Below are 16,723 nucleotides of genomic sequence, written 5' to 3'. Positions count from 1 at the left end.
CGAAAAGAGGAAAAAACAATAATGGAAGTGAATTTTCGATACAGCAAAAAGAACTCTTACAGCTTTGCGGTTCTTTCGCCTGTGCTTCCTGAAGCCGGATTTACGGACAGACCCCTTGATGGGATAATGATCTATAGTTTTACCACACGGCAGGCAGCGAAAGTATTCAAGGAAATCGAAAGTGCAGGTACGGACTCGATCTTTATTGCAGGAGGACCGCACCCTTCAGGGTGCCCGGAAGAGACACTCGAATATTTTGATTACGTGGTTATTGGAGAAGGCGAAGAAACACTTCCGGAACTTGTAAGGACCCTGAAGGAAGGGAGGGATCCGGGAGAGGTAAAAGGAATTGCTTACAGAGACCCGGACACCGGCAGGATAATCCAGACTCCTGAAAGGCCGCATGTAAATCTGGACTCATACCCCTGTTTTGACCCGAAAAAACTCCGTGCTCCAATTGAGATCAGCCGCGGATGCCCCTGGGGATGTAAGTACTGCCAGACTCCAAGGCTTTTTGGGAGAGAAGTCAGGCACAGGAGTATTGATTCTATCCTGAAGAATGCGCAGTACTATGACGACCTCCGCTTCATAGCTTCAAATGCTTTTGCTTATGGGAGCGACGGAATTCACCCGAGCTTCGATAAGGTAGAAAAACTGCTCTCTGCCCTTCATAAACTGCCCGATAAAAAGATCTTTTTCGGGACTTTCCCCTCCGAGGTCCGCCCCGAATTTGTGACCGAAGAATCTGTTGAGCTTGTGAGAAAATACTGCGCAAACGACAGCCTCAGCCTCGGAGCCCAGTCCGGAAGTGACAGAATCCTTAAAGAAATAAGGAGAGGACATACGGTTGAAGACAGCATTTCGGCTGTAGAGTGCTGCCTTGAACACGAAATAGTTCCGGCAGTTGATTTTATCTTCGGGCTTCCAACAGAAACCGAAGAAGACCAGGAAAAAAGCCTTGAGCTCGTGCGCTGGATCTGCAAAAAAGGCGGGACTGTCCGGGCTCATTATATGACCCCACTTCCTGGAACTCCGTACGCATCAGCAGCCCCTTCGGAAGTTAGCGACAGTGTAAGAAAAGAGCTTGGAAAACTTGCCCTGGGAGGGAAATTAACAGGCTACTGGGAAAAACACAGGAAAGCTTAAAGAAGGGTTAAAAGGAGATTAAAGGAAGTAAAAAAGATTAAGGAAAACAGGCAATAATTCAATACCTGTTTATTAAACCTTAATCTTGCATTCAGGCTAAATCTGTTCTGGAATTAACCGCATAAGGAGACCTTTATTTTTGATTCTATTACTTCACCCCTCTGTTACTTTCATTGATCGGAGTTAAAACTCCAATCTGTATCGTTTTCGGTGTGTTTGATTTGCAGGTTTAATTGTGTCTGTTTTTAAGTTATACACTGATCTCTTAGCTCAGACGATTCGTACAGGTTCAAAGGATTATTGATCTCGTATTCAGGTCTATTTTGAAATACTTATATTGATCCTGTCCTGTCAGTTCTGTCTTTTTCAGAAGGGAATTTGAAACCTTCCAATGCTATTTTTGCTGTTTAGGAGGTGTATTTTTTTTAATCAGGAGGTTTTCGTACTGATCTGCCTATCTCGGGAATATATCGCGTTTTTCTTCCGATAGATAAGAAATACTTCAAAGTATTTATAATTTATTGTTACTTATTTTAACTTTATACATAACAAATAACAATTTATTTAAGTAAAGACATAAACTGAAAAAGATAAAAATAAGTATTCCAGAAAACAACTTTCGGAATCAATCCAGAAAAGGATGGTTTTTCAGGCAAAAACAAAAAATTATCAACATATCAAGGGCTGATTAATTATTCTCTTCAGCTTCCAGCTTAGAAGTCTTTATCATAGAATTAGAAACTTTGAATTAAAAAAGGATATTAAGGCTCAAATCAGCTTGAGCCCCGTAAATCTATTGTTTACTGATTCTGTAAACTGTTATCCCCCTTAATATTATTTCAGGCTGCTTTCAGTGCCTCATCTGGAAATAAAGTCCGTATCAGATATTTTCTGCACTTAAAACCATTTCCAGACCTTTATTCATCAGTTCTCCTGCTCTTTCCTGCTTTTTTGCTTCGGCAAAGATCCGGAAAATTGGTTCAGTACCCGAAGGACGTATAAGGACCCAGCCGTCATCGTACCAGATCTTAACCCCATCAATGGTATCCGTTTTAAGCCCCATTCTTGAAGTCTCAGATCTGATCCTTTCCATAGTGCCCGCAATATCCCGGGAAGGAGTCTTGGTCTTTGCATTGAAGTATACAGGTACGCTTTTGGTCAGATCGGAAAGCTTCTTTCCCCCGGCGAGAATCTCAAGGATCTTTGCGCACGCCATCGCTCCGTCACGGCAGTACTGGTGTTTGGGGAAGATAAGGCCCCCATTCCCTTCGCCTCCGAAAACGGCATTTACTTCCATCATTTTTCTGGCGACATTGATTGAGCCGACAGCAGTCCAGTGAAGTTCAACCCCTTTTTCCTTTGCGACATCAGCCATGCGCTGGGAAGAACTGACCGGAGTAACCACCGGCCCTTTTTCACGCTCAAGCATGTACTTGGTCATCATGGCAAGCAGGACTTCTTCATTCACAAATTCCCCGTTCTCATCCATGAAGACTATTCTGTCCGCGTCTCCGTCATGTGCTGCCCCAAAAGCCGCCCCTGTCTTTTTAACAAGGTCCGAAAGCTCTGTCAGGGCTTCAGGCAGGGGTTCAGGGTTTCTCCACGGGAAAGTCCCGTCAGGCTGAGCCCCCAGAGTCAGGACTTCACATCCCAGTTCCCTGAGAAGGAATGGAAGGGTAAGGGAACCTGCTCCGCAGCCTGTATCAACAACTACCTTAAACCTCTGGCTGCGTATGGCTTCGGCATTTACGGCGCGCACTATATTTTTTATGTAGTAATCGTTAACTGAGGGATCAATTCTTAAACTTCCGGTTTTTTCCCATGAAACAGTTGAGAATTTGCCTGAAAAATAGATTTTTTCAATTTCCCGCTCTCCCTCCCTCGGGAATTCCGAGCCATCTCCTGCAATCAGTTTGATTCCGTTATATTCCCTGGGATTGTGGGATGCCGTAATAACGATTCCAGCATCGGCATAGTCGCGCACATAGTATTGAATGGAGGGGGTAGGGACAGTACCCACATCTATCACGCTCAGTCCCGTTGCAAGAGCCCCGGCAATTGCTGCGGATTTCAGCATCTGCCCTGAAATACGGGTATCACAGCCTATTGCAACCGTACCTTTTGAACCCATGTACGTGCCAAGGCTTTTGGCTACATTGACTGCCAGTTCAGGCGTTATAAATTCGTTGGCTATACCACGCACACCATTAGTTCCGAATAATTCCATCTAAGATCTCCATCTAATCATTTGCGTAAAAATTATACTATTATAAGGAAATTAGATTCTAATCAGGTTTATTATTGTAGCCAGAGCCCTGATAGAAGAACAAAGTTTCGGTACAACAGGTCAAATTATCTATAAAGTTAAGCAAGCAACTCTGGAATAGATAATTTCAAGATACACAGCCCAGGAAAAATCCCGATTAAGCTACCCATAACCCTTGCTCTGACGGCTTTAAAGCACCTGACTATAAGGCTGGAAAATACATATATCTTATTAGCTGAAACTCGTTATTAATGGACACTACAAGGATAGAAAAGATAAAAGAGGCTATTAAAGCCAGAGAAAGTGCAGTTATTGCATTTTCAGGAGGAGTGGATAGTTCAACTCTTGCTGCTCTTGCATTTGAGGAGCTCGGGGAAAAAGCCCTTGCCGTGACTATAGATTCTCCACTTTTTCCAAGGCAGCAGCTCGAAACAGCTTCCCAGACAGCCTGTGAAATAGGGATCCAGCATAAAATCCTCCCGTTTTCTCTGAACAGCGTACCTTATTTTTCCGCAAATACGATTAACAGGTGCTATTTCTGTAAAAAAGCCCTTCTTGAAACTCTCCTTGAATTTGCGGAAAAAATCGGGTTCAATGTCGTGCTTGAAGGAACAAATGCTTCAGAAATAAAAGGGAAAAACCGCCCAGGATACAGAGCAATCCAGGAAGCTGGAGAAAAGATTTATTCCCCGTTTGTGGAGTTTGGCGTTACAAAAGAAGAGATCAGGGAAATTGCTGCAAACCTCTCGCTTTCCGCAGCCAGCCGGCCGTCAGCAGCCTGCCTTGCCACACGTATTGCTTACGGGCAGCCTATTACCCCCGAAGCTCTTGAGAAAGTAGAAAAAGCCGAAGATTATCTGTTAGATCTGGGTTTTACGCAGTTCAGGGTCAGGATGCACTCGAACCTTGCCAGAATAGAAGTTACTGACAAAGAGTTTGAGGATGCGTTCCGAAAAAGGGAAAAAATATCAAGGCATCTCAAAGCCCTCGGTTTTGACTATGTAACCCTTGACCTTGAAGGCTTCCGTTCAGGGAGTATGGACGAACCCTACATGAGGAAAAGAGCTGAAGATAAAGAGGAAGTTGAAGAGGAATAAGCTCAAAGAAAGGGTAAATATCCAGTCCCTATTGAACAAATAAGCCTGATTGACCATGAAAACATTGACTGCTGAAAAGATATGACAGAAATTTCAATCAGAAAAGCCGAAAAAAAAGATCTCCTATCAATCCAGAGACTTCTGTCCACATACTTTCTGGATATGGAAGATCTTGAGCCTGAGGACTTTGTGCTGGCTGAACAGGAGGGAAAGGTTATCGGTTGTGCTGCTCTTGTAAGGAGCACCTCCGGAGAGAAGAATTTTCTCGAGCTTCATTCGATTGCAGTACACCCAAACTTTCGGGGAAAAGGTATCGGAACCAGGCTTATGGATTACCTTATGAATACTCTTGAGGACCAGGATAAGCCTGACAGCCCTGTTTGTGAAATATATGTAAGGACAACTGCTCCTGTTTTTTTTGAAAAACTTGGTTTTACAGGATTACAGGATGCTGAAAAGCTGCTTCTCTGGGAAGACTGCAAAAGCTGCGAGCATTTTGAGAATTGTACCCAGCATGCCATGAAATATTCTCGAGTGAAATAAAGGAACGGACCCAGGTTAACGAAACATTATTTTACAGAGAAGCATAATCAAGCAGGTTATGCTTACTCTTGGAATCGTCAATACCTATGACAAGATCAAAGTATTAGATGCTCACTACCGGGCAATTGCCAGAGCCGCTCCAATCTGCCATGCTTTTGGATTTCATCTTGCCCTTTATGATTTCCCATTCAAGATGACCGCAGAAGAGCTGGTGGCGTTTGTCATGGAAAAAACCACCATAGGAGAATCAGGAAGTTATCTTAAGGTCCTTTACGAAAAAAATCATCTTTCTGTATCCGATCTCCCAAAAAAAGGGTTTCCATCCCATTTTGGAGAGATAGTTATTACTACTTCAAAGCCAGACCCAAAAAGACAGGTAATGCCTGTAAAAATCGCTGAAGAAGCGTTGCGCAACCGTTCTTTTTTATTTCTTGTGGGACTCGGGCATAAAGGCCTCCCAAAAGAGCTTTTTGAGAGAGGGAAATACCACCTTGATATCACCTCAAAAGGGCTTTCCCTTGAAACATGCACTGCAATAGGTGCCATTCCTGCCCACCTTGCAGGGCTCATGGCAAATTTAGAGACTAAAAAGTAAAGTTTAAGCCTGGTTTCCTTAAATCAAACCTGTATCTTGTTCCAGGGGAACTCATTCGAAAGTTGTGGTTATACGGTTTTGCGCATTCAGGGAAATGATTGTATATTCGGCTAATTAGAATGTATGGCCATATATCAGCCTTTTTATATTTATTTTTAAGTAATTCAAAAAATTTTCCGGAACAAATATATATCACGAGTGACAATTAATAAATTGTTGTGGGTAAGAACAACGCCTGTTGCGCTGTTATGGGGTTTGCGGCCTGAAGGAAATTTCTGACCTGCATTAAGAGGTCATCCAGAAGGATCGGGAATTACCCCCGAGCGGTTCTACGGAAGGACTTGAACTCTGCAGTGCAGTCTACGCTTTCGATAAAGAGCAAGAGTCTGCCCTGGCTGCAGGAATTTGTATCCGGAAGGAGCAGAATCTAACCCCCTGCTGAGCGCAAAAGTTGAAGAGACAGGAGGAAATACTATGAGTGAGCTAAATAACGAAGAAATAAATAGAAACGAATATGGATACAGATACCGTCATGACGACAGGTATCACACAGTTGTAAAAGGCTGCACAGACAGCCTTGACACAGATGAATTAGACCTTTACCGCTATATGATAGGCGGAATGCAGGGTAAATAACCTGCACAACCTTTTTTTATTTCTCGTTCCTAGAAAAGAAGCATGTACGATGTATATGCGGTCCGTGAAGATTTTCCTGTTTTAAAAGAAGTTGTTTACCTTGACAGCACGGCTACCACGCAGACTCCAGTCCCTGCAGTTGAAGCCATGGTTGAATATTTCTACAGGTATGCCGGAAACCACGGGAGAGGAGCTCACCGCCTTGCCAGAGAGACTACAAACAGGTACGAAGATGCAAGGGAAACTGTCGCCCGTTTTCTTAATGCAGATCCTTCAAAGACCGTATTTACGAAAAATACAACAGAAGGGATCAACCTTGTTGCAAACAGCTATCCGTGGGAGGCAGGGGACCATATCGTTACAACCATGCTTGAGCACCATTCAAACCTCCTTCCCTGGCTGCGCCTGCAAAAAAAAGGAATAAACGTAACAGTGGTAAGTCCGGACCGCAAAGGCATAATTGACCCTCAGATGATAGAAAATGCCCTGACTGACAGGACAAAACTCATTGCTGTAACGCAGGTATCTAATGTATTCGGCTCTGTTCAGGATGTCGGCAGAATCACAAAACTTGCCCGCAGAAACGGAGTAAAAATCCTCATTGACGGCGCCCAGTCCGCAGGGCATATGCCAGTGGACCTTAAAGCATCTGGATGTGACTTTTTTGCAACCGCAGGGCACAAAGGGCTTCTTGGTCCCCAGGGGACTGGAGTGCTCTATATTAAGGAACCGGAGGTTCTGGACAGCGCATCTGTAGGAGGAGGGACGGTTTCTGACGTAAGGGGTCTTGAGTATACTCTTGAGCCTTCTCCTGCCTGTTTTGAAGCCGGCACTCCTAACATTCCCGGGGTTATTGGGCTTGGTAAAGCAGTAGAGTACGTGGAGAAAATAGGGGTTTCCGAGATTGAAAAGCATGAAGCAAAACTTTCCGGGCAGGCTGCAAAGAGGCTTGCGGAACTTGAGCACGTGGAGGTCTACGGGCCTGAAAACCGGGCAGGAATTGTGCCTTTCAATGTTACAGGGCTTCATGCTCACGATGTTGCCCTGATCCTTGACCAGACGAAAAAAATTTGCGTCCGCAGCGGACACCATTGCGCAATCCCGATTACCCGCTTCCTTGAAGTGGAAAGTACGGTAAGAGCCTCTTTTGCACTCTACAACACAGAAGAAGAAGTAGATATTCTTGTAAATGCTGTCAATGCACTGAAAGCACTTGTATCCTGAAAACTCGGGCATGTACTTAAGTAAAAGGTGAACTACCCGCTAAATCAAAAGATTAAACAGGCTTCCTGAGCAATCCTTCCTCCACTGAGGACAGGTCATACAGGCTCTACCACGTGTACCGCAGGTGAAATGGAATATATAAGCATGACATTATACTTGAGATTCTTTACAGTTTCCGGTTTTCTCCGGTTTAAAGTTCCCGTTTCCAGAATCAACAACGTAGAATGTGAAGAAGTTGACGATGATATCCCATGAAATTAAGATTTCATTGGTTTTACGCTTCTTCCAATAAAACCTGAGGAGCCTCCCCCTGAAATTTTGTCCTGAAGATTAAAACATTATAAAAACTTATGGAATAGTTACTGATTAATACCAATCTTGCAGCAAATAAGACCAGTATTGTAACAGTCAGCGATCTAACTTTATGCTAATTTTAAACTGAGAGTACGTACCTTAACTTTTTCCTGATTCGTCCTTATTTTAACTTCAACGTGAACATTATAAATTATTATTGATAGAACTTTATGACTAAATTATTTTAGAAATAGCTTTTTTTCTAAATAGATCGAAGAAGAAAGAAAAAATAAGCCTTTTATTTAGAAAAACAGATGATAAAAATTTATTAATTTTTAGCCTTCAATAGAAAGATTTTATAAGAAGTTACCATCTATATAGCGTAAGGAGAAATCTGAAGGCGAGAGTATGGATGAAGTAACAGAAATCTCGGAAAAGAAAAGTTTTATTTCGGGGTTATTCGGGAAAACAGGCGATAGTAACTCCATCTCGGATATATTGAAAAGGGCTAAAACTTATTTTGATAAGCCACTGAGAAGAATGCCAGTGTACGACCAGGAAAAAGACGGGCCTCTTATAGAGTTTCAAGTGCCTGAGGGCTTGAAGGAAATAGAGAGATACTGGCTTCAGGAACCCTATGCCCTGGCATCAATTCTGGAAGACCGCAAAACAAGATACTACAGGCTGGTCGAACCTTCTCTGACAAAGTTTGAAAAAGAGCTTCTTGAAAGGCTCTATGAAGATTTTCAGGATATTATGGTTTTGAATCCTACAACCTCAAAGATAGAAAAAGATGCACTCCTTGTAGACAAAACACTTTTCCTTCTTGAACGCTACAAAGCCGAGATTTCGGCGGCATCCATTCATAAAATAATGTATTACCTCAGAAGAAACATGCTTGGCTATGAAAAAATCAATCCTCTTCTTTATGATCCTTATATTGAAGACATATCATGTGACGGTGTGGAAGTTCCACTCTATATTTATCATATCAGATATCTGAATATTGAAAGTAATATTTCTTTTGGAGAAGAAGAGCTTGACTCCCTTGTAATCAAGATGTGCCAGCTGAATAACAAGCACATCTCTGTCAGCCAGCCAATCGTGGATGCGACAATTCAGGATGGGTCGAGACTTCAGGCTATGTTAGGGAGAGAAGTCACTCCCCGAGGCAGTTCTTTTACTATCCGTAAGTTCAGAAAAGACCCGATAACACCTATCGACCTCCTCGGCTTTAAGACGTGCGACATGGAGATGCTGGTGTATCTCTGGCTTGTTATTGAAAACGGTTACAACATGCTTTTTGCAGGAGGGACTGCTTCAGGAAAGACCTCAATGCTTAACGCCACATCACTTTTCATGCCTTCAACAGCCAAGATAGTCTCTATAGAAGATACAAGGGAACTCTTACTCTACCACAACAACTGGGTCTCGGGCATTGCAAGAGAGAGTTTTTCAGCAGATTCTACAGGAGAGGTTTCTATGTACGACCTTTTGAGAGCTGCCCTGAGACAGCGTCCTGATTTCATAATCGTGGGTGAAGTGAGAGGTGAGGAAGCCCGCACTCTGTTCCAGGCGATGTCAACAGGGCACGCAACAAGCTCTACAATGCACGCAGGAGATGTGCAGACTGTTATAAACAGGCTTACACACGAACCCATAAATGTGCCTCATATTATGCTGCAATCGCTTGATGTGCTCTGTATTCAGGAACAGGTGTACATAGAAGAGAAAAGGGTCAGGAGAACAAGGAGCCTGGTAGAAGTCCTTAACGTTGACCCTGAGACTGGAGACCTGGGGATTAACGAACTTTTCAACTGGGATCCTTCTGAAGACGGTTTCCTGAAAGTTGGGGACTCCCATATCATGCAGGAGATCATGCACGTAAGAGGATGGGATTCAGGACAGTTGAGAAACGAGACCGAAAACCGGAGAAAGATCCTTACCTACATGTATGAAAAGAATATGAGAAGCTACATACAGGTATCTCTTGTAGTGCAGGCGTATCAGAGTTATCCGAAAATGGTCATGGAAGCTATAGAAAACGATACCTTACAGGGCATGATACAGGATATGGTTGCTTAAGAGGGGGAGCATGACTTACACTTCTGTGGACGAACTGGCATACAGAACTTTTGGGGGCTTCTTTTATAAAAATAAGGAGAGCTTCCAGGAGCTCAAAGTAAAGATGCGCCACTCTCATATTCCAATGTCAGTGGACCAGTACCTTGCATCAGCTTTAATGTATTCGATAATTGCAGGCATAATAGGAGGACTTTTTGGCTTATGGCTTGGGCTGAAAACCTTTGGAGATCCGGTTTCCAGGCTCAGCCTTTTTGTGGATTCCACAAGAGCAGGATTTGCTGAGGAGTACCTTTATTTGCTTGCTATTTTAGTCGCCATTATATCATTTGTAACAGGTTTCCTTGCCATTTTTGGCGTTGCATATATCTATCCTTATTTTCAGGCAGATATCCGGAAAGCCTGCATTGACAAGTCTATGCTGCCGGCGGTAACTTACATGTACGCCCTGACAAAGGGAGGCATGTCAATCTATGATGTTTTCAGGTCTTTGAGCAGGTATGCCCATATATTCGGCACAAGCGCGGAAGAAATTACCTATATTGTGAGGGATATGGACTACCTGGGAAAGGACTTTATAAGTGCTCTTAATGCAGCCAAGGAACGTACTCCTTCGGAACGTTTCAAGGATTTTGTTGACGGGTTAATCCTGGTTTCAAGCAGCGGGACCATTACCGAGTACATAAAAAACAAGTCAGAGCAGTACCAGGATATGGCTGATATGGCAAACAGGAACCTGTTAAAGACTCTTGACGTCCTTGCAGAGGTTTATGTGACCGTGCTTGTCGCAGGTCCGCTATTCATAATGACAACACTCATAGTGCTGCAGTTCTTCAGGCCTGCTTCAGCCCAGATTCTTTATATGCTGATTTATATTATAATACCTCTTGCAACCCTTCTTTTCACAGTGCTTCTGGATACAGTGGGAGAACTGTCCATGAGCCCGAAGGGGGGAGAAATTCCCGAATATCCCATTAACCTTTCCGATATTCCTGAACTCAAAGAAGAAATCAGTGCAGAAGAAGAAGAAAAGAGGGACAAAAAGTTGAAGCTGTACAGGCAGCTTTACAACATCAGAGACCTGGTTTTTAACCCGTACAGGACTATCCGAGATGAACCAAGATATACATTCTTTTTCGGGATTCCTCTCGGGCTTTACTATCTTGCCAACCTTCCGGAAGCTCTTAAAAGAAGTATCAATTTGAACTTCCACTGGAATCCGAATTTTGCCCACATCAGCGATAGCAGTGTCCAGTTTATCAGTTCAATTGATGACTACATTGTAATTTTCATCGCCATCGCACTCATTCCCTTCATCATATTTTACGAGATCAGGGCATGGAGAATGCGGAAGATTGACGAAAGAATGCCTGACTTTCTGAGAAACCTGTCAAGCATGAACGATTCAGGGCTCTTGCTGTCCAATTCCTTAAAAATAATGGCAGAATCCAAGATGGGGATCCTCAGTAAAGAGCTCAAAAAATTAAAAGAAGACCTCTCATGGGGGACTTCTACTTCAAAGGCTCTCATGAAACTGGAAAACAATATCAGGACCGCTTCATCAAGCCGGATTCTCCATACCCTTATTAAAGCAAACGAATCTACGAGCGACCTTAAAAGTGTGCTATCCATTACCGCAGAACAGGTCAAGAGTGATGAGCGGTTGAAAAAGGAACGGTCTTCGGAAATGGTCGTCTATGTTGTCACGATCTACGTTTCTTTCTTTGTCTTCCTGTTCATAGTCTACGTCCTGGCAGTATACTTCTTCCCTGAAAGCGCCTCGTTTAAAAACTCTTCCCAGGGAATGGGATACGGAGGAATCGGAAACGGTTACTTCAACATACAGGAGTATACCATGCTAATGTACCACTCAGCTCTTGTCCAGGCTTTTACTTCCGGGCTTATCGCAGGAAAGATGGGGCAGGGATCGATTTTCATGGGGCTGAAGTACAGTGTCAGCATGATGATAATCACTTACGTGGTCTTTACAATGTTCGTTTGAGCTTGAGTTAAGAAAATAAAGATAAGAGAAAAGGGGGAAAAGGCATGAGAGGCTTGAAGTCCGCGAAAAAGAACCTCATTAAAAAAGAAAATGCAGTATCTGAGATTGTGGGAGTGGCACTTCTTCTCGGAATAGTGGTTATAATGCTCAGTTTCGAGGGTGCGTTCGTTTTTTCCAGAAGCGGGCCAGATGATCTTCCTCATGCAAGCCTTCAGGAATGGATGGATACTTCGCAAGACAGGATTTACCTGAAACACTGTACAGGAGAACCGATAAAAATCGAAGAGCTGGAAATAGCAGCCAATATAAACGGTAACAGGTACACATGTAACTCTTCTCAAGCTTATACCGGGGCGGGGAATAACGGCTACTGGGAGCTTGGAGAGGTGCTTGTGATCAATACAAGCAGTGAGTGGGGCCTTAATATTAAGGACTACGACGGGATCGATCTCTATATTATCGATACCCCAACAAAAGAGCCGATCCAGAAAGTGAGGCTTACCACTGATTTTAGAGATAGAAAACGCTTCACCGGATGGGTTACACCACAAGGAAATGTAACCGATACATCAAACGGGTCTGCAAAACTGTCCCATGTCCAGATTGAGGACTGGGTATGGTTCAAGACAAGTAAAGAAAAAAATGAAACTGCATATACGGTTTATTATCCGCCTACGGCAGTTGGAAATGAAACAGACCCGAATGTATATCAGGAATTTGATTTCGGGATAAATCCCTGCTATTACGGGTTCCGGCCGGGAGACAGCTTTTCAAACGTAACTCTGAAAATAGCTTACAGAACAAACGACAATTCTCTTTTCAAAATAGAATTGAGATTCTATGACGTAGACGACCCCACAAAGTGGACTTCCGTAAATGTCGACCTTCCGGAGAATAATGAGTTCAATGTTACATGCATAAACCTCACAGATCACATCAATACCACTGAAGATCTGGGGAATTTCAAGATAAAGTTTCAGGCTGTAGGTAATGCAGACGAACATGCCAATAAAGAGATTAACATAGATTACCTGGGGTTATGGATAGAGTGACAGCAGATGTAGAGAGGGGGAGATGGACCGGTATGTTTGATGAAAAAAAACTCATGAAAAACCAGAAGGCTGTTTCGGAAGTTGTTGGAGAAGTTCTTCTGACAACTATAGCGGTCCTTCTTGTGAGCTCTATTGGGATATTCATTGCCACTTACGACGGAGCTACTGATATTCCACACACTCAGGTAAGGGAATGGATGAACGCAGGAAAAGACACTATTTACCTTGAACACAGCGGAGGGGAATTTCTTGGAACCGAATCCTTTGAGATTGCGGTAAACATTAACGGAACGAGATACAGTTACCCCTCAGCCCGCATATATTCAAACCTCAATAACAGCAGCACCTGGCAGCTTGGAGATAGAATTGAAATCAATACGAGCAGCGAGTGGGGAGTCAATATTACAGATGGAGATGAAATCAAGGTATTCCTGATAGATACTCCCTCAAAGCAGACAATACAGTACCTGACGGTTTCTTCAAAACAGGACTTGACTCCGACTGGAGTGTATCCATAAATTTAATGAAAAGTGAAGAGAGGAGAAAAGGCATGGAGAAAAAGGGCTTTAAAGCAATTAACATTTTTTGCAGGTCCGAGTCCGGGGTGTCAACTGCAGTTGCTGCAGCCCTGCTTATCGGCATCGCGGTTATATTTATGACAACTGTTCAGATTAATTATATGCCTGTATGGAAAGAAGATGCAGAATATGCTCATATGGCTGATGTCTGGCATGATATGTCAAGGTTCAAGTCAAATGTTGATATCATGACAGCAGGGCTCGAAATCAACCCCAATGCCAGAATCGTGCTTAACAGCCCCATCCAGGTTGGTGGAAGTGAAGTCCCGTTCATAAGAAGTACAACAACCGGAGGGAGCCTTTCAATCAATAATGATATTTCCGGTATGTCAGTGGTAATAAATACTGATAACGCATCCACCGAATTTGACAGCGGCACACACCTTTACTATACAGGCACGGTCGCTTACCGACCTGCAAATCTCCATTATGTGGACGAGACGTACTGCTATGAAAACGGAGCCCTTATCGTTTCCCAGAATAACAGGTCAGTAATGAAACTCGACCCCGGAATCGTGCTCGAGAAAGGCACCGGTTCAGTTAACCTCTCAGTGCGGGCTGTAACCCTTGACGGACAACGAGGCGTCCTGTCCAGCAATACAGTCGAAGATATCCGGCTGACTTCAGAAGCCTTTTTCCCTCTCTTCGACCTTACAGGGCTTGAAAGTTATTATAACATCACCTCAGTAAACGTTACAGTCTACACAGAGAATAATGAAGCCTGGGAAGATTACTTCAGAGACTCAGCCTCCGAAATAAACCTTCAGGAAGGCACGGACTACAGCCTGGAAAATGATAACTACACCGTAAATCTTTTACTCCACCCTGCCGGAGAGAAACTTTACGTTACAGTCTATAAAAGCATAATAGAAATAGAAACCGGGCTTCAGTAAGAGGCCCTATATATTTTTTTAAAAAAAACTTTTTTGAATTAATATTTTTTAACGGAATTAAATATTCTAACATTACGATTTCTAAACTAGAAGCTTAAAGATCTATTTCAAACTTTATTGAAAATATTTTTTAGATAAGAGATTACTTAATAAAGATATTAAGCTTAATAATTTTAAGGTAAGAGATTGGAAAACTTTGATCTCATAAACCTCAATAAAGCAGGAAACTTTTCAAAATTTAGTATTTTGTATTCATTTTGAACGGACTGAATAAATTGCGATTCATATTTCCATAAGGTTTTCAGACACTATTTTTGACAACCCTGAATTTCATGTAGATATAGCTCACATATAGATTCAGTCAAATAACAACACGTTTTCAACGAACTTTTTCAGTATACAGATATGTTTCGTAGATTTATGCAAATATAGGTAACAAGCAAATCATTGGAACTGACTGAATTGGCATGTCGTATTAGAGACTCAAACAGTGGAGAGAATATGAAGCCTAATACAAGAATTCCATATCTTGCAGCGGCATTCCATAAATAAGAAAATTTACAACTTAGTATTGTTCATCTATAAGCATATATCCTGAACCCAAAAAAGCATAACAGAATAATTCAAAAGAGGGATGGAACAAATAAAAAATAAAGATAAAGAAGAAAATTTAAAAAGAAAGAAAAAAGCACCATTCAGGTGCTCTTTTTATTGTGATTAGAACCTCAGTTCTTTGTCGGCAATAAGCTGCTGTGTTTTGACATCGACGATCTTTATAGTAGCGAAGTCTCCAGAGCCCATCTTAATAGTACTATTACCATTATTAAAATCTCTAAGCTGTAAAGATTTTGTCATCCCGACTTCAAAGGTTGTATCACTGTCACTAGTAGTGTTGTAATTAAATTGCTTTATATCAAGCTCGACACTGGTACCATTCGCATATGCAAGATTCATCTTTGTTGTACCGTCGGTAAGGAGAATAGTGTCTCCACCAAGGTGTTCAAGCTTTACAGTATCATTACTAACAACAATTATGTCAATGTTCGCCTGCGGTGCGGATTCGGAAGGTCCCTGGCCAAAGACGGACGAACCGATTGCGGCAGCGAGGATGACGGTGATTGCAACCATCAGCACGACACCGATTACCGGGGACACTGCTTTATCATTAAAAAATATTTTTTTGAGATCCATATGTTTCTCCCTCCTGGGTTAAAGACTTCAGACAGGTTTCCCGATCTGAATTTTAACACATAAATTTACATATTTACAATTACTAATTTTTAGAACTGCACTCAAAGATATTCTTCATTTATATATAAATTTTTGCCGAACTATCTTAAATTATTTATTAATTATGTTACTTATATTTTATAACAGTTTTTCTATGTCGCCAGGAGATAAATAGAATTTGTTAGACAGTCAGGTTAATATTCAACCAATAACATTGTAAAGATGTAGTTAAAATTTGTAGAAGGTGACTGTTATCGTGGAGGGTAAAAAATACAGAGCACTTGGTAAGGACTGCCGTGCAGTCTCAGAGATGATAGGGCAGGTGCTCATGGTATCCGTAGTTGTACTGGCTTTTTCTTTAATCGCTGTCACAGTGTTTTCGGATGGTGGGGCAATGAACCCCCCGCATGTTCCTCGCACCGACCTGCAGGAAAGCATCAACAGAGAAGACGATACCGTACAGATATTCCACAGCGGAGGGGAAGCTATTGATCTAGAAGATATCAAAATAATACTCAGCGTCAACGAGACTCAGGCTGAGTTCAATGTCTCTGATTCCAATGTCACTGCCTATGATCTTAATGGCACCGAACTTTCCCCAACTGACGTTTTTATGCTTGGGGATTCGATTGTGATCAACCCCAGCAGCAAAGTTAATATCACAGATGAAAATGCCACAATCAATCTCTATTTTGTGGACACAAAGTCAGATCAGGTAATTAAGAAAGCAGTGCTCTGAAGATAGGGGATTGATAAGAGTTTCTTGCTGTTTTTAAGAGAATTTGAAAGACGAGCTCACCTCCCCCAAAAACAGCTTTATACACATAAAGAAATTCTTCAGAGTTATTTCACAATAAAAACTCAAATGATTAATTAGAATACGAGAGATAGAGACGCAATTTTAAGAAACGGGATCAGCTCGACAAGTTAATATACTATAATTAATAATTTAGAAAGTCAGGATGTAATTTTATAGAGGGTGCTTTTATCGTGGAGGGAAACAAAAAGCCCAGGGGATTTTTCCGTGACTGTCAGGCAGTTTCGGAACTGATGGGTGTGGTGCTCATGATATCCATTGTCGTGCT

At 42.3% G+C, this 16,723-nt stretch carries 14 protein-coding genes; 12 read left to right on the top strand and 2 right to left on the bottom strand.

Annotation, left to right across the window (positions count from 1 at the left end; translation table 11 throughout):
• Window positions 1-21: 21 nt before the first annotated feature.
• Window positions 22-1,146 carry a TIGR04013 family B12-binding domain/radical SAM domain-containing protein gene (locus PLL47_RS08050; RefSeq protein WP_324445676.1) on the top strand — a complete coding sequence of 375 codons (1,125 nt, stop codon included), beginning with the start codon at window positions 22-24 and terminating at the stop codon, window positions 1,144-1,146.
• 880 nt (window positions 1,147-2,026) lie between these two features.
• Here the strand turns inward: PLL47_RS08050 and glmM are convergent.
• A complete protein-coding gene (glmM, locus tag PLL47_RS08045; protein ID WP_324445675.1) occupies window positions 2,027-3,373 on the bottom strand; it encodes a phosphoglucosamine mutase in 1,347 nt (448 codons plus the stop codon).
• Window positions 3,374-3,663: 290 nt separating this feature from the next.
• Here glmM and larE point away from each other — a divergent pair, with 290 nt between their 5' ends.
• The 10 genes from larE to PLL47_RS07995 all read left to right on the top strand — a co-directional run bounded on the left by larE (window position 3,664) and on the right by PLL47_RS07995 (window position 14,408).
• Entirely contained in the window at window positions 3,664-4,509 is an 846-nt protein-coding gene (gene larE / locus PLL47_RS08040) for an ATP-dependent sacrificial sulfur transferase LarE (RefSeq protein ID WP_324445674.1), read from the top strand.
• Between the two features lie 81 nt (window positions 4,510-4,590).
• Window positions 4,591-5,052: a GNAT family N-acetyltransferase gene (locus PLL47_RS08035; RefSeq protein WP_324445673.1), complete on the top strand. Its 462-nt coding sequence runs from the start codon at window positions 4,591-4,593 to the stop codon at window positions 5,050-5,052.
• Window positions 5,053-5,110: 58 nt separating this feature from the next.
• Window positions 5,111-5,647 carry a DUF531 domain-containing protein gene (locus tag PLL47_RS08030; RefSeq protein WP_324445672.1) on the top strand — a complete coding sequence of 179 codons (537 nt, stop codon included), beginning with the start codon at window positions 5,111-5,113 and terminating at the stop codon, window positions 5,645-5,647.
• A 474-nt stretch (window positions 5,648-6,121) separates the two neighbouring features.
• A complete protein-coding gene (locus PLL47_RS08025) occupies window positions 6,122-6,283 on the top strand; it encodes a hypothetical protein (protein ID WP_324445671.1) in 162 nt (53 codons plus the stop codon).
• A 42-nt stretch (window positions 6,284-6,325) separates the two neighbouring features.
• Window positions 6,326-7,507, top strand: coding sequence for a cysteine desulfurase (locus tag PLL47_RS08020; RefSeq protein WP_324445670.1), 1,182 nt, complete (start codon window positions 6,326-6,328; stop codon window positions 7,505-7,507).
• 702 nt (window positions 7,508-8,209) lie between these two features.
• Window positions 8,210-9,886 carry a type II/IV secretion system ATPase subunit gene (locus tag PLL47_RS08015; RefSeq protein WP_324445669.1) on the top strand — a complete coding sequence of 559 codons (1,677 nt, stop codon included), beginning with the start codon at window positions 8,210-8,212 and terminating at the stop codon, window positions 9,884-9,886.
• Between the two features lie 10 nt (window positions 9,887-9,896).
• Complete coding sequence (locus PLL47_RS08010) at window positions 9,897-11,885, top strand: type II secretion system F family protein (RefSeq protein ID WP_324445668.1); 1,989 nt, start codon at window positions 9,897-9,899, stop codon at window positions 11,883-11,885.
• A gap of 44 nt (window positions 11,886-11,929) precedes the next feature.
• A complete protein-coding gene (locus tag PLL47_RS08005; RefSeq protein WP_324445667.1) occupies window positions 11,930-12,937 on the top strand; it encodes a type IV pilin N-terminal domain-containing protein in 1,008 nt (335 codons plus the stop codon).
• Window positions 12,925-13,455 carry a type IV pilin N-terminal domain-containing protein gene (locus PLL47_RS08000; protein ID WP_324445666.1) on the top strand — a complete coding sequence of 177 codons (531 nt, stop codon included), beginning with the start codon at window positions 12,925-12,927 and terminating at the stop codon, window positions 13,453-13,455. The genes PLL47_RS08005 and PLL47_RS08000 overlap by 13 nt, the downstream gene beginning before the upstream one ends.
• Window positions 13,456-13,460: 5 nt before the next feature.
• A complete protein-coding gene (locus tag PLL47_RS07995) occupies window positions 13,461-14,408 on the top strand; it encodes a DUF7289 family protein (RefSeq protein ID WP_324445665.1) in 948 nt (315 codons plus the stop codon).
• Between the two features lie 717 nt (window positions 14,409-15,125).
• Here PLL47_RS07995 and PLL47_RS07990 read toward each other — a convergent pair.
• Complete coding sequence (locus PLL47_RS07990; RefSeq protein WP_324445664.1) at window positions 15,126-15,599, bottom strand: type IV pilin domain-containing protein; 474 nt, start codon at window positions 15,597-15,599, stop codon at window positions 15,126-15,128.
• Between the two features lie 295 nt (window positions 15,600-15,894).
• On the opposite strand from PLL47_RS07990, the gene PLL47_RS07985 reads away from it, so the two are divergent.
• On the top strand, window positions 15,895-16,377 hold the full coding sequence (locus PLL47_RS07985; RefSeq protein WP_324445663.1) for a type IV pilin N-terminal domain-containing protein: 483 nt from the start codon (window positions 15,895-15,897) through the stop codon (window positions 16,375-16,377).
• Window positions 16,378-16,723: the final 346 nt, after the last annotated feature.

Origin of the sequence: Methanosarcina sp. (genome assembly GCF_035390745.1) — an archaeon.
GTDB lineage: Archaea > Halobacteriota > Methanosarcinia > Methanosarcinales > Methanosarcinaceae > Methanosarcina.
The sequence above is the reverse complement of the archived record's forward strand: the minus strand, read 5'-3'. Positions and strand labels throughout refer to the sequence as shown.